The sequence below is a fragment of the Mangrovibacterium lignilyticum genome (assembly GCF_010882175.1).
GTDB classification, from domain to species: domain Bacteria; phylum Bacteroidota; class Bacteroidia; order Bacteroidales; family Prolixibacteraceae; genus Mangrovibacterium; species Mangrovibacterium lignilyticum.
This window is the reverse complement of record NZ_WKLH01000005.1, coordinates 125,248-138,675: the sequence shown is the minus strand read 5'-3', so window position 1 is coordinate 138,675 and position 13,428 is coordinate 125,248. Positions and strand designations below refer to the sequence as shown.

The window sequence follows — 13,428 nt, the reverse complement described above, 5'->3', positions numbered from 1 at the left end:
TTCAATATGAAAAATACAATATATATAATCTGCGGCCTGTTACTTTTAGTGGCCACAGCATGTGAAAAAGATTTTCTGGATGTAAAATCCCCATCGAGTGTCGATGAAGACTTTGTTTTCTCCTCCTCTGATGAAGCATTTAAAGTATTAGGAGGGTGTTATGACATTTGGCACCATGCAGATCATTTTATGTTTTATGATGTACAAATTGTAGGCTCTGATGCTGAGTGCCATCCTGAAACCTACTCCGCTCAACAGAGACACGTTCCGGAAGGATTGTATGCTGAAGAATTACCGATTAACTATAAGAGGTCAGTTGCTGCGTGGGCCGATTTTTATACCATAATCAACCGCACCAATATTATGATGAAAGCCATCAGCGGGAAAGACGATTACCTGGCTGCAGTAGAAGCCGGCACTCCCAACGACTGGACTCAACTTTACGGAGAGGCTGCTGCTTTTCGCGCAAATATGTATCTCTACTTAACGCGCTATTTTGGCGATGTTCCTTACTTTGATGTTCCTGTTTACAATACCTCTCAAACAGATTCAGCAGGTTTGGTATCTCGTGATATCATTTATGACAAGGAAATAGCTCATCTTAAAATGGTTGAACCATTAATGTACCGGATTGGTGAGAGTGGCATTAATGCCGAGCGTTTCTCTCGCACTTTTGTACAGGCTCTTATTGGTAAAATTGCTCTTTGGGCCGGTGGATGGAGCTTGCGTCGCACCGACTTTGACTATGCTCCGGTTGCGTTAGAACAAAAAGGTTCTGAGAAGTGGAATGCAATTTATGCTCGACGCACAGACTATAAAGACTACTATCAGATTGCGAAAGAATATCTTGAAAAATGTATCAATAATTCAGGTTCTGCATACCTCATCACTTCTGATCCTCGTGGAGATGGATTTAATAACCCATTCCAATATCATTTTCAAAACTTGCTGGATTTAAAAGTTAGTCCGGAGTCGATTTATGAGATGGGAGCAACCAGAGCTGTCGATAATTCTGAATTCCCTTATGCCTTTGGTCGTCCTTCTGGGGGCGGAGGTTCAAATGCATTTCCGTGTAAATCCTATGGTCAAAGCAGAATGCATGCATCTTTCTACTATGGTGACTATAGCCCAAAAGACTTACGCCGCGATGTAACCGTTGGGGTCACTGCGAACTCGGGTAGTTGCTCAGAGTGGATGATCGATTTTACGCCTGGTAACAGACAAAAAGGTGGTCTGTGTAATAACAAGACAGACGAAAGTCGCATGAGTGATCCCTATACCATAAAGCAACGTAGCTCTGGTGTAAACTGGGTACAGATGCGTCTTGCCCAAGTCGTTTTGATGTTAGCTGAAACCTACGTTGAACTGGGAGAAGAAGCCAAGGCTAAAACTGAATTGACGAAAATCAGAAGTCGCGCATTCTCCTCTGAAGACCAAACAGAGATGGTGACTAACTATATCAACTCCCTGTCCGGAGATGATTTAAAGAATGCGATTGTTGAAGAGCATAAATTAGAATTAGCTGGTGAAGGACACCACCGATTTGAGATGATTCGTTCAGGCTTGATGCCTGAAAAAATCAAACGATTGAAAGATAACCAGAAAGCGATGGTTGAAGGCCTGAAAAACCAAGGCTTCTACACTTTCGCAAACGGAAATACGATTTCAAATTACATCTGGGTTAAAACGGTCAATACAGCAGATTACGGCATGAGCAAAATGTTAACAACAGAATGTGAAGTTGACGAAAATGACCCAACATATCCAATTAAACATCCGGGATGGCGTGGCAACTGTGACCTTTGGGGATCTTACGGATTCTTTAATGATGAAGGCGATCGAAATTTAGCCATTAAAGGTTTGTTCCGCTATATCGATCCTGACGGATCTGAAGCTGTTACCCTGGAGGCTGATGGCTATGTTAAAACAGACTGGGGATCGACTATTGTTGTAAATGAAGCGCAATATACAACGGATGTCTTCAAAGGGTATACCGACGAATATTATGAAGCGGGGGTTCCTCCCCGGTACTTATACCCACTGTCTTCCGAGACCATCTCTAAATCCAATGGACTTATTACCAACGGATACGGATTTGCTCAAGAATAACTAACTATAAAATCCGCCATTTAGCGTGGCGGATTTTATCTTCTTGTTCTGGTGCCCGATTGGGTGCCAAATAGGATCGGTACATCCTGTATTCACTGTCATCAAGATAACAACCGGTATCAATCTTGTTAAACCAATGAGTATTCGAAGCAACATCTATTTTCTCTTCTTCCTTGCTGTTTTCGCAAGCAAGTCAATTTCGGCCCAGCCAACAGATAAAATGGCTATTTGCATTAACACACGGGTCGAAATACCATCATGGGCAATCGCAGAGCGGGAACTATTCGCCTTGTACGACAGTGCAGCCCAAATATTTGCCGATCGGTATTTGGCAGATAACGGCTACTTCAAAGTTGTAGAACGCTGGGGAGGAAATGACGGCCCCGATGATGTGATGGAAAACTTTGCACAATGGCCCCTTTATTACGCTTTAGGTGGATCGGAAACAGTGCTCCGTTTATATGAAAAGGCTTGGGAGGGACACATTCAGCAATACACCAATGCCAAAGTGCCCACTGTTGAAATGGCTAAAGATGGCATGTTCCACAAAGAATTTATAACATCTTTTGATTGGGAACACAATGGTGAAGGCCTGTCGGCCTTTAATTTCTACGGACTTGCGAATCCCTGTGATTCAATTTACCGGGAACGCATGATTCGTTTTGCCGGATTCTACATGAATGAAGATCCGGAAGCGCCCAATTATGATCCTGAACACAAAATTATCAGAAGCTTACACAACGGAAGCCTCGGGCCAAAGCTCACCGAAGCAACCGAAACGGACTGGGGAGGAGAACCCGTAGAAGGCCATCCAGAACGTTTGTCCCGCTATCGCGACGCAGGGAACATCAGAGGCGATCATCCGTTGAACCTGCTATCGACAACGCTTGCAACAAATGCTTACCTGCTAACCGGCAACGATAAATACAAAAAATGGATTCTTGAATATGTCGGAGCCTGGCACGACCGAATCATGCGTAACGGAGGGAATATACCCAGCAACATTGGTCTGGACGGAAGTATTGGTGGCGAATGGGACGGACTTTGGTACGGCGGAACATTTGGGTGGAACTTCTCGCCCGGGAGCAGCCTTCGCAACTATTCGTTCAGAGGTCCGCACGTAGCCATGGGAAATGCGCTACTGTTAACGGGAGACCGTGAGTTCATCACACCCTTAGCGGCTCAGATGAAAAATCTGTTCCGTGTAAAAAAGGTGAAAGACTCAACAATCTTACTTCCAAACAAATTCGGACCAAATGGTTGGTACGGCTATATCCCGAACAAACACCGGGAGCTTTTGCTCGACATCTGCTTATGGAGTATGGATTCAGCCAATCTGAGCTTTATTCCAAACGACCCCTGGTTAGAATTTCTCACCAATCGGAATCCGGAATATCCGGAGCAGATACTCGCTACTGAGATGCAATCTCTCAACGATAAAATTCAAGGTATCCTTACTGAAAACAATTCAGCATCATTACGACAGTCAGATGACCCGCAAAAGTTAAATCCGTTGAAAACAGGAAACTTAATCCGCTTAACCACGGGAGGGAATGATCCCGGGATTATTGGCAACACCCTGCACTGCCAGGTTAGATACTTCGACCCGGAAAACAAAAGAGCAGGGTTACCCGACGGCATCGCAACCCTGGTCGAAAAAGTACTGCCTGACGGCATACAACTCACGCTAATAAACACGAGCCCCTCCTGCGAGCGCACAGTAATTCTGCAAGCAGGAGCTTACGGAGAACATCAGTTTACCGGAATTCAATACAACGACGAATACCTCGAATTAAACCAAAAACAACTAACAATCCATATTGCCAAACATTCGGGAAGCCAGATCAAACTGAAAATGAAACGCTATGTAAACCCACCAAGTCTCGACCAGCCTTGGGCAATTTCCCTGAAGAGTAATATGCTGTAAACCGAATCCAACAAAACAACAAACAAATCAAATCGACTTATGCAAAACAAATACAACATACCACTATCACTCATACTTATTTGCACCCTGATTTCGTGTGCAAATAAACAACCGTCTTCCAAAGGTGAGCAAGCAAAGTGGTCAGTACAAATGGCCAACTCAATCATGCATACGAGTAACACCTTGCTATACTTCGAAAAAATTAATAACCCTGCAAGAGAATACAGAATCGGTGATTGGGATTACGATGTGGGCTATATGGGATCCGCCATTGCCCGTTTAGAAGACATTGATCCCAAATACTCCAAATACCTCAAGGACTATATCAATTATTTCATCCTTGATGACGGTACCGTAAAGGATTATCATCTGGAGGAATATAACATCGACCGGGTTAATCCGGCCAAAAACCTGTTCAGCCTATACCGAAAAACCGGAGACGAGAAATACAAAATTGCCATTGAGCAATTCGTCGATCAGATGCGCACTCACCCCAAAACCACTGATGGCGGTTACTGGCATAAAAACATTTACCCACACCAAATGTGGCTCGACGGCATTTACATGGCCTCCCCTTTTCTGGCACAATATGCCAAAGAATTTGACCACCCGGAATGGTTTGATGTTGTAACACACCAAATCCTGTTGGTTTACGATAAAACCTACGATCCCAAAACCGGTCTTTTGTTTCATGCACAGGACGAAAGCAAGCAGCAGAAATGGGCCGATCCGGAGACGGGAAGATCATCCTATTTCTGGGGACGGGCAATTGGCTGGTATTTAATGGCCATTGTTGATGTTTTGGATTACTTGCCACAAGACAATCCTCAACGTAATCGGATCATCGAGATCTTCCAGCAAACAGTTGATGCGGTATTAAAAGTCCGCGACTCAAAATCGGGCGTTTGGTATCAAATTTTAAATCTGTCTGACCGAGAAGGAAACTATCTGGAAGGTTCGTGCTCGGCCATGTTTACCTATGCCATCGCCAAGGGGGCCAAAAAAGGATATCTCGCACCAAGTTACCTGAAAGTTGCCAATGATTGTTTCGACAGTGTTTTAAAAACATTTATCACAGAAGATGAACATGGATACCTGAAGATGCAAAATATCTGCGGCGGTGCCGGCCTTGGCGGAACCCCTTATCGGGACGGAAGTTTCGAATACTACGTCAGTGAGGCTATTGTCGTTAACGACTGCAAAGGCGTAGCTCCTTTTATTGATGCAGCAGTTGAATTGGATCGGTAGTGACTAATTAAAATACGCGAACTATGGATCCAATCATTATAATTTTAATCGGCACTTTTGTTGTACTGTTCTGCATCATCGTGCTCAAGCTGCACGCCGTAATATCCCTACTCCTTGCTGCGTTGGTAACGGGCTTGCTAACCTCGCCGGAAATGATCTACAACTATGCAACTCATTGTGGCAGCTCTCCTGACGAAGCGCATAATTTATCAACCCTGTTGATTGGCAAACGTCTAGCCACTGCATTTGGCAACACATCCGCTAAAATCGGAATACTAATTGCTTTGGCATCAATTCTGGGAACAGCACTGATGCGCAGCGGAGGCGCTGAACGCATTGTAAGAGCTATTTTAGGTTTGTTTGGCAAAAAGAATTCTGCTCTCGCATTACTCAGCGGAAGCTTCACCCTGGCAATACCTGTATTTTTCGACACGGTCTTTTACCTCATGATCCCGATTGTCAAATCCATGAGTATCCGCGATCCGAAAAAGTTCAGTCTCTACCTGATGATGGTAATGGCCGGAGGAGTAATGGCTCATTCACTCATTCCGCCAACACCCGGCCCGTTGTTCGTCGCTGAAGAAATGGGAATCGATTTGGGCACCATGATTATCGGCGGACTGGCAGTCGGTTCAATCACCTCACTGACTGGTTTCCTTTTCGCGAAATGGGCGAATAAACGCTGGGACCTCCCCATGCGCGACACTCCAGACATCAGCCTGGATGATTTAAAACAATTTTCATCGAAAGAAAATAAGGATCTGCCCGCGCTGTGGATATCAGTGATGCCTGTCGTTCTGCCAATTCTGCTGATCACCGGCAATACGATCAGCCAGATGCTTTCCGCCGGAAAAGCAGGGCTGCTAAGTCCCACACAACAGTGGTTCGTCAAATTCTTTGCAACTGTCGGTGATGCCAACATTGCCTTGACAATTGCCACTGGCTTTGCTATTTACTTACTGTGGGCAAGATTGAAAGAGCTGACAAAATTCAAGCAATTCATTTATGAATCCCTGACCAGTGCCGGTGTGATCATCCTGATTACAGCCGCCGGTGGAGCTTTTGGTCAAATGTTGCAACAAACAGGGATTGGTATCCGCATCGAAAGTATGGCTGCAAATTACCAATTGGCTTTGCTGCCAATGGCATTCATTATTACAGCTTTGGTCCGGTCGGCTCAAGGTTCTGCAACAGTTGCCATGGTTACAGCCATTGGCGTTATGAGTGGAATCGGAAATAGTGCGGGGCTGCAATTCCACCCGGTATATTTGGCTTTGGCCATTGGCTGCGGCTCCAAGATTTTTGCATGGATGAATGACAGCGCCTTTTGGATTATCCTCCGAATGAGCGGTATGAATGAGAAGGAAACGATACAGCATTTTTCGCTACTTTTAACAGTAATGGCCTTCGCCGGCCTTGCCGCAATTATGGTTTTGTCGAAAGTTTTACCATTAGTCTAATAATATATGAGTGAAAAACCGATCATTATAAAAACAGCGGAAATCGACAATGTTGGTGTCGTCGCGAACATGAAAGGATTGCCCTCGGGAACGATCCTTGATGACGGCACAAGGCTGACTCAAAATGTCCCGATTGGGCACAAAGTCGCGCTGACTATAATCCCGAAAGGAGCAGCAATTGTCCGCTACGGCCAAATAATTGGCTTCGCTGCCGAAACGATTCCACAGGGTGGTTGGGTACAGGAACGTTTGGTTTTATTGCCTACACCTCCGGCTTTAAACTCAATCCCGCTGAATTCAGCTCCGGAAGAGCAAACAGAGTCGCTGGAAGGATACACCTTCGAAGGTTATCGCAATGCGGACGGGAGTGTGGGTACTAAAAATATTTTGGGAATCACAACCAGCGTGCAATGTGTCGCCGGATTGACGGACTACGTTTCCAAGCGAATCCGGCAGGAACTGCTTCCCAAATATCCGAACGTTGATGATGTCGTCCCTCTTAATCATTCGTACGGATGTGGCGTCGCAATAAACGCACCGGCAGCGATTGTTCCAATCCGCACGATTAAGAACATGGCTACCAACCCAAATTTAGGAGGCGAAGTCTTCGTCATCGGGCTGGGTTGCGAAAAACTGCTTCCCGAAAGGTTACTGCCTGCGGAGAGCGAATCTGAGGACAAGCTGCCTGCCATTTTGCTGATGCAGGACGAACGGTTTCAGGGGTTTAATGAAATGGCTGAAGGCGTCATGCAGTTGGCTGAGCGGTACCTCCAAAAGCTAAACAGGCGCAAGCGCGAAACCTGCCCGGCATCCGATTTGATTGTGGGTATGCAGTGCGGAGGAAGCGATGCTTTCTCTGGTATTACTTCGAACCCGGTAGCCGGCTTTGCAGCCGATCTGATCGTCCGCGCCGGAGGAAGCGTCATGTTCTCCGAAGTCACAGAAGTTCGCGATGCAATCCACTTATTGGTTCCCCGGGCAGTAAGTGAAGACGTTGGACGGGCATTGTTGCGCGAAATGAAATGGTACGATGACTACCTTCAAAAAGGAGAAGCCGACCGCAGTGCCAACCCCTCTCCCGGAAATAAAACAGGTGGTTTGAGCAACGTGGTGGAAAAAGCATTGGGGTCAATTGCCAAATCAGGGTCCAGCCCTATTGTTGATGTGCTTTCTCCCGGTGAAAAGATCCGAAAAAAAGGCTTGACGTTCGCAGCAACTCCTGCCAGTGATTTTGTCTGCGGAACACTTCAACTTGCTTCCGGAATGAACATGCACGTCTTTATGACCGGCCGCGGAACTCCTTATGGCCTGCAAATGGTTCCGGTCATTAAAGTCGGTTCGAATTCCAAGTTGAGCAATCGTTGGTTCGACCTGATTGATTTGGATGCCGGAAAAGTAGCCTTAGGCGAAAAAACAATCGAAGAGATGGGTTGGGAACTATTCCAACTGATCCTGGATGTCGCCAGCGGCCGAAAACAGGTAGCCTGCGATAAGCTGGGACTTCATAACGACCTTGTACTATTCAACCCCGGACCAGTAACCTAAAAACCAAATCATATGCTGTCTTTAAACGATATTAAGGGAGTTATTCCCCCAATCATTACTCCGGTCGACGAACAGGAGAATGTGAATACTGATGCCCTAAAGCGGGTAATCGACTATGTAATCAATGGTGGCGTACATGGCATTTTTGCCTTGGGTAGCAATGGCGAGTTTTACGCACTCGATCATCACAATCAGAAAGTTGCGCTCGAAACAACTGTTGCTCATGTTAATGGACGGATACCGGTTTATGCCGGTGCGAGCGCTATTACCACCAAAGAATGTGTTTCGATGGCTCAGATGGCTGAAAGCATTGGCGCCGATGCGTTAACGGTCCTTACACCCATGTTTATCACGCCGTCAGAAAGTGAGCTTTACGAACACTTTAAAACGATTGCCGCAGCAACAAAGCTGCCGGTCTTGCTTTACAACAACCCGGGAAAGACCACAAACAATATTTCAGTTTCACTACTGAAAAAGCTGGCGGAAATCGACAACATCGTCGGTATCAAAAATACCAGTCTGGACTTTTCGCAGACCATTCAGTATCTGGATGTCACCCGGAACAACGAATCGTTCAAGGTGCTGGCCGGAACCGATTTTTACATCTACGGCACCTTAACTTATGGCGGTGTGGGCTGCGTTGCCGGAACAGCCAATGTTGCTCCTGCCCTTGTTGTTGACATCTATGAAAAATTCATAGCTGGTGATCACCCGGGCGCACTGGAAGCGCAATACAAATTGATGCCGCTTCGAAGCGCCTACAATTACGGAAGCTTCCCGGTCGTCATGAAAGACTGCCTGAACCTGATGGGGCTTGATGTTGGGCACCCGGTGAAACCAATCGATCACTGCACGGCAGAGCGAATGGAAGCACTGAAAGTTGTTTTAAAGGATCTTCAATTGCTAAACGAATGAATTCATTAAGAGACAAAGCCCGATCAATAATCGACGAAGCGATCAAAGCTGTTCTTCCGGAAGAGGCGGTAAAGAAAGCGCTTTCCGGCATGCAGTTGCCTGATGGCGTCGTACTTGTTGCCATTGGCAAAGCAGCCTGGAATATGGCTTCTGCTGCGCACGAGATTCTGGGTGAGCACATCCGGGAGGGCATTGTTTTGACAAAGTATCAGCATTCCAAAGGAGAACTTAAAGGATTGAAAATCCGGGAAGCCGGTCATCCCCTGCCCGATCAAAACTCGGTGACAGGAACAGCCGAAATTCTGGAGATGGTCAATAAACTTACAACGCAGGATGAGTTGCTGTTTTTGGTTTCCGGCGGCGGATCAGCTCTGTTCGAAAAACCACTGGAAGGCGTTTCAATCGATGAAATCATTTCCGCGACAAACCAGCTCCTGGCTAAAGGAGCTGATATTGTTGAAATGAATACTGTTCGGAAACATTTGTCGGCGGTTAAAGGCGGGCGGTTTGCGGCTCACTGCAATGGAGCCAAAATTCACACGGTCGTCCTGTCCGACATCATTGGCGATCCGTTGGATGCCATTGCCAGTGGACCGGCATATCCGGATATGTCAACGTCCGACGATGCTTTGCAGATTGTTTCAAAATACAATCTCAATCTGAGCAAAGACTGTCTGAAGGCGATTCGGCTGGAAACACCCAAGTCTATTGAAAACTGCGAGACAATTGTTACCGGCAGTGTTACGGAGTTGTGCAAAGCGGCAGCCCAAATTGCGCGGCAAAACGGCTTTCAGGCTCATATCCTTTCCACCTTTATCCAAAGTGAAGCGAAAGAAGTTGGCTACACCCTGGCTGCAATTGCCCGGGAAATTGCTTCCGGTAAAAACGCTTTTTCTTTCCGGAAGCCCTGTGCCATTATTCTGGGAGGAGAAACGCTGGTACAACTCAAAGGAAACGGGAAGGGAGGACGTAACCAGGAGCTCGCGTTGGCTGCAGCCACCGGAATTGAAAACCTGGAGAACGTGGTCATCTTCTCTGTCGGCTCAGACGGTACAGACGGACCTACAGAAGCCGCCGGAGGAATGGTAGACGGCCAATCGATCCGGCGAATGAATTCAGCCCGAATTGACCCGCTGGAAAAACTAAACAGGAACGATTCGTTCCATGCACTGGAGGCCAGCGGAGATCTGATCATTACCGGTCCAACAGGCACGAATGTCAATGACCTGATGATGATTTTATGCGAATAACAAACCGCTTAAACGTATTTAGAACGAACCATTTAATCTAATTAAAATATCAACGTATGAAAATAGGATTTATCGGACTTGGAATTATGGGTAAACCCATGTCGAAAAACTTGATTAAAGCCGGACACGAACTGGTCGTACTGGACATTAACAAAGGCGCTGTTGATGAACTGGTCTCCCTTGGTGCTGAATCTGTCACAAGCGCTTCGGAACTGGCCTCGAAAGTGAAAGTCATCATCACCATGCTGCCCAATTCGCCCCAGGTAAAAGAAGTTGTGCTGGGAAAAGGCGGCGTCATTGAAGGAGTGTCAACCGGGTCGGTTCTGATCGACATGAGCTCGATCGCTCCCCTTGCCAGTCGTGAAATCGCCGCTGAATTGGCAACAAAGGGAGTCGAAATGCTGGATGCTCCGGTCAGCGGTGGCGAACCAAAAGCGATCGAGGGAACAATTGCGGTGATGGTCGGCGGTAAAACGGAAGTGTTCGACGCCAATTACGACGTGATGATGGCCATGGCCGGCTCTGTTGTTCATGTTGGAGAAATTGGAGCCGGAAACATCGCCAAACTCTGTAACCAGGTTGTTGTCGCCCTGAACATTGCTGCTGTTTCCGAAGCGTTGGTGTTGGCGCAAAAAGCAGGCGTTAGTCCCGACCGCGTTTACCAGGCCATCAGAGGCGGACTTGCCGGAAGCACGGTGATGGATGCCAAAGCACCTATGATGATGGACCGGAATTATGCTCCCGGATTCAGAATCGACCTGCACATCAAAGACCTCAATAATGTGTTGGAAACTTCTCGCGGAGTTGGTGTCCCTCTTCCCTTAGCGGCACAGGTCATGGAAATCATGCAGGCCATCAAACAAGACGGCTGCGGAGTGGAAGACCACTCCAGTATCGTCAAGTTTTATGAAAAAATGGCAAACATTCAATTGAGCCGATAACGCCTTAGCCCTATGATACGATAGAAACAAAAAAGGTCCGGATGGGCCTTTTTTCATTTCCCTTAACTTCCCTTGGAACTAGCTTTCCTGGTCGTAATAGATTTTATAATATTTCCGCCCTTGCTCGTCAACCCCTTGTTCGATCAACTGCCGGTTAGCGTGCACATAAATGTGAAAGTTCTTATCCAGCTTAATAACACTTCTGAAAACACGGGATTGTTTCTTCACAGCTGATTCCGAAATGTTAAACCGATCGGGAATATCCAGTGCCTGGTCGCGTTGATATTGATCTTTAAACCGGTTAAAGCTGTCAATCACTTCCGGTTGGTTGATTACCTGGCGGGCAAAATCCGTGATCTCAAACTTATCCTGCTTCTTAAAGAAATCGACCGACTTATTCAGGTAATCAACCTGGTCGGCTTTCGAAACCTCAAACTGCTGCGGAAGCTCGTTGACGATAAAGTTTTTGCAAAGGGTTAGTAAATTCTGGGTTTGGTGATATTCGTCTTTTCGCGGACGAAGATGCAGGAAATCATCCACCCAATATTGGGCTTCCGAACCACGACTAACCGAATCGACCACGGCAACCACATAGCCCTGATCCTTTTCGGTGTTGAAAATCAGGCAACCTTTATCGAGTTTATTGATGTTGACTCCCCGCTGGCTTTTCAGCTCAAAACCATCGTTGGCTTGCTGTACTTTCAGGAAAGTTTCTTTGTTTTCCGACTTAAACAGCCCGACAGCATCGCAGTTCGTGCCCTCAACAATACAGTCTTTAAAATACACGGTATAAAACTCGCCTCCTTTAATCTTCGGGTGGGTACTTTGCTCATACAAGTGTTTCGCCAGGTTTACCGATTGCTCATACAGCACTTTCGGATCGTCGAATATTTTGCTCGCATAAACATAGCCTTCGTTTAAATCCAGGTTAGTCTCATGGTCGAAGTTGAAGTACTCATTCGACCGAAAAGATACCATAAAGTAATGGCCGAGTAATTCCTTGAGTTCATCGGTAACTAATAAGCCGGAAGATGCCAGCTGAATGCCTTCGTCGTTGGTTCGATTACCTACCCGATGCAAAACCAATGTCTGTAGTGTCGTATTATTAAAGTCAATCATAAGAAGCAAAGTTTAAAAACGATCATCATTGCCAATGACCGACCTGAAAATTAGCGAAATAATTCGTTAAACGGTGTCCGGCCAAATATTGGGCAATTCGCCACTAAATCCCATTTCCGGAATAGTATCGATCAGCCTCATTTCTTCTGCTGTCAGTTCGAAATCGAATAAGTCGAGATTACCTGTAATTCGTTCATTGGTAGTCGACTTTGGAATGGCTACAACATCGTGTTGAATGATCCAGCGAAGACTAACCTGAGCAACTGATTTCTGATGAAGTCGGGCAATTTGCTTCAATAGCTCGTTCCCAAAAACTTTCCCTCGTGCTAAAGGCGACCAGGCCTCAACAACAATGTTTTGTTTTTGACAATATTCGACCAACTCCGGCTGCCAATAGCCCGGATGAAATTCGATTTGATTCACTGCCGGAGTAAGCTTTGCGGTCTCAGACAACACTTCCAAATGTTCCTGCCAAAAATTGCTTACCCCAATCGACTTGATCTTTCCTTCGGCCTGCAGCTCCTCCATTGCCCGCCAGGTGTCGGCATTGGTTTGTTGCCAATTATCGTAGTTCTTAGCATTTGCCGGCCAGTGAATCAAATACAAATCAACGTAGTCCAAACCGAGCTTATCTAACGACAGGGCCAATTCCTTTTTTGCGGATTCATATCCTAAACTCTCACGCCACAATTTAGTCGTTACAAAAATATCACTTCGGTCAATTCCGCTGGCTTTAATTCCTTTTCCAACAGCTTCTTCATTTTTATAAAATGCTGCCGTATCAATCAAGCGATAACCGCTTGTGATGGCGTAACGAACCGCATCAATTCCCTCTTGTTCGGTTGACTCATAAGTTCCAAAACCAATCGTTGGAATCTCATTGCCATCATTTAAAATTAGTTTTGCCATTTGTT

At 46.2% G+C, this 13,428-nt stretch carries 10 protein-coding genes; 8 read left to right on the top strand and 2 right to left on the bottom strand.

Annotation, left to right across the window (positions count from 1 at the left end):
* The first annotated feature begins 6 nt into the window (after window positions 1–6).
* From GJV22_RS19480 to garR, 8 genes are all read left to right on the top strand, one after another.
* Complete coding sequence (locus tag GJV22_RS19480) at window positions 7–2,109, top strand: RagB/SusD family nutrient uptake outer membrane protein (RefSeq protein WP_163717760.1); 2,103 nt, start codon at window positions 7–9, stop codon at window positions 2,107–2,109.
* A gap of 136 nt (window positions 2,110–2,245) precedes the next feature.
* Window positions 2,246–4,036, top strand: coding sequence for a hypothetical protein (locus GJV22_RS19475; RefSeq protein WP_163717758.1), 1,791 nt, complete (start codon window positions 2,246–2,248; stop codon window positions 4,034–4,036).
* Between the two features lie 39 nt (window positions 4,037–4,075).
* The gene (locus GJV22_RS19470) at window positions 4,076–5,284 is read left to right on the top strand and encodes a glycoside hydrolase family 88/105 protein (RefSeq protein WP_163717756.1); all 1,209 of its coding nucleotides are present in this window, start codon (window positions 4,076–4,078) and stop codon (window positions 5,282–5,284) included.
* A 23-nt stretch (window positions 5,285–5,307) separates the two neighbouring features.
* Window positions 5,308–6,744 carry a GntP family permease gene (locus GJV22_RS19465; protein ID WP_163717754.1) on the top strand — a complete coding sequence of 479 codons (1,437 nt, stop codon included), beginning with the start codon at window positions 5,308–5,310 and terminating at the stop codon, window positions 6,742–6,744.
* Window positions 6,745–6,750: 6 nt separating this feature from the next.
* Window positions 6,751–8,289 (top strand): galactarate dehydratase, encoded by a 1,539-nt coding sequence (gene garD, locus GJV22_RS19460; protein WP_163717752.1) that lies wholly within the window; start codon window positions 6,751–6,753, stop codon window positions 8,287–8,289.
* A 12-nt stretch (window positions 8,290–8,301) separates the two neighbouring features.
* On the top strand, window positions 8,302–9,204 hold the full coding sequence (gene dapA, locus GJV22_RS19455; RefSeq protein WP_163717751.1) for a 4-hydroxy-tetrahydrodipicolinate synthase: 903 nt from the start codon (window positions 8,302–8,304) through the stop codon (window positions 9,202–9,204).
* Window positions 9,201–10,454 carry a glycerate kinase type-2 family protein gene (locus GJV22_RS19450; RefSeq protein ID WP_163717749.1) on the top strand — a complete coding sequence of 418 codons (1,254 nt, stop codon included), beginning with the start codon at window positions 9,201–9,203 and terminating at the stop codon, window positions 10,452–10,454. The genes dapA and GJV22_RS19450 overlap by 4 nt, the downstream gene beginning before the upstream one ends.
* A gap of 56 nt (window positions 10,455–10,510) precedes the next feature.
* Entirely contained in the window at window positions 10,511–11,395 is an 885-nt protein-coding gene (garR, locus tag GJV22_RS19445) for a 2-hydroxy-3-oxopropionate reductase (protein WP_163717747.1), read from the top strand.
* Between the two features lie 78 nt (window positions 11,396–11,473).
* On the opposite strand, the gene GJV22_RS19440 is transcribed toward garR, so the two are convergent.
* Window positions 11,474–12,514, bottom strand: a complete 1,041-nt coding sequence (locus tag GJV22_RS19440) for a nucleoid-associated protein (protein WP_163717745.1) — start codon at window positions 12,512–12,514, stop codon at window positions 11,474–11,476.
* Window positions 12,515–12,580: 66 nt separating this feature from the next.
* Window positions 12,581–13,423 carry an aldo/keto reductase gene (locus GJV22_RS19435; RefSeq protein ID WP_163717743.1) on the bottom strand — a complete coding sequence of 281 codons (843 nt, stop codon included), beginning with the start codon at window positions 13,421–13,423 and terminating at the stop codon, window positions 12,581–12,583.
* Between the last annotated feature and the right edge of the window lie 5 nt (window positions 13,424–13,428).

Bases quoted from the DNA above. Each gene is read 5' to 3' on its own strand.
- garR (WP_163717747.1), top strand. From the start codon at position 10,511: ATGAAAATAGGATTTATCGGACTTGGAATTATGGGTAAACCCATGTCG.
- GJV22_RS19465 (WP_163717754.1), top strand. From the start codon at position 5,308: ATGGATCCAATCATTATAATTTTAATCGGCACTTTTGTTGTACTGTTC.
- GJV22_RS19450 (WP_163717749.1), top strand. From the start codon at position 9,201: ATGAATTCATTAAGAGACAAAGCCCGATCAATAATCGACGAAGCGATC.
- GJV22_RS19435 (WP_163717743.1), bottom strand. From the start codon at position 13,423: ATGGCAAAACTAATTTTAAATGATGGCAATGAGATTCCAACGATTGGT.
- dapA (WP_163717751.1), top strand. From the start codon at position 8,302: ATGCTGTCTTTAAACGATATTAAGGGAGTTATTCCCCCAATCATTACT.
- GJV22_RS19475 (WP_163717758.1), top strand. From the start codon at position 2,246: ATGAGTATTCGAAGCAACATCTATTTTCTCTTCTTCCTTGCTGTTTTC.
- GJV22_RS19440 (WP_163717745.1), bottom strand. From the start codon at position 12,514: ATGATTGACTTTAATAATACGACACTACAGACATTGGTTTTGCATCGG.
- GJV22_RS19480 (WP_163717760.1), top strand. From the start codon at position 7: ATGAAAAATACAATATATATAATCTGCGGCCTGTTACTTTTAGTGGCC.
- garD (WP_163717752.1), top strand. From the start codon at position 6,751: ATGAGTGAAAAACCGATCATTATAAAAACAGCGGAAATCGACAATGTT.
- GJV22_RS19470 (WP_163717756.1), top strand. From the start codon at position 4,076: ATGCAAAACAAATACAACATACCACTATCACTCATACTTATTTGCACC.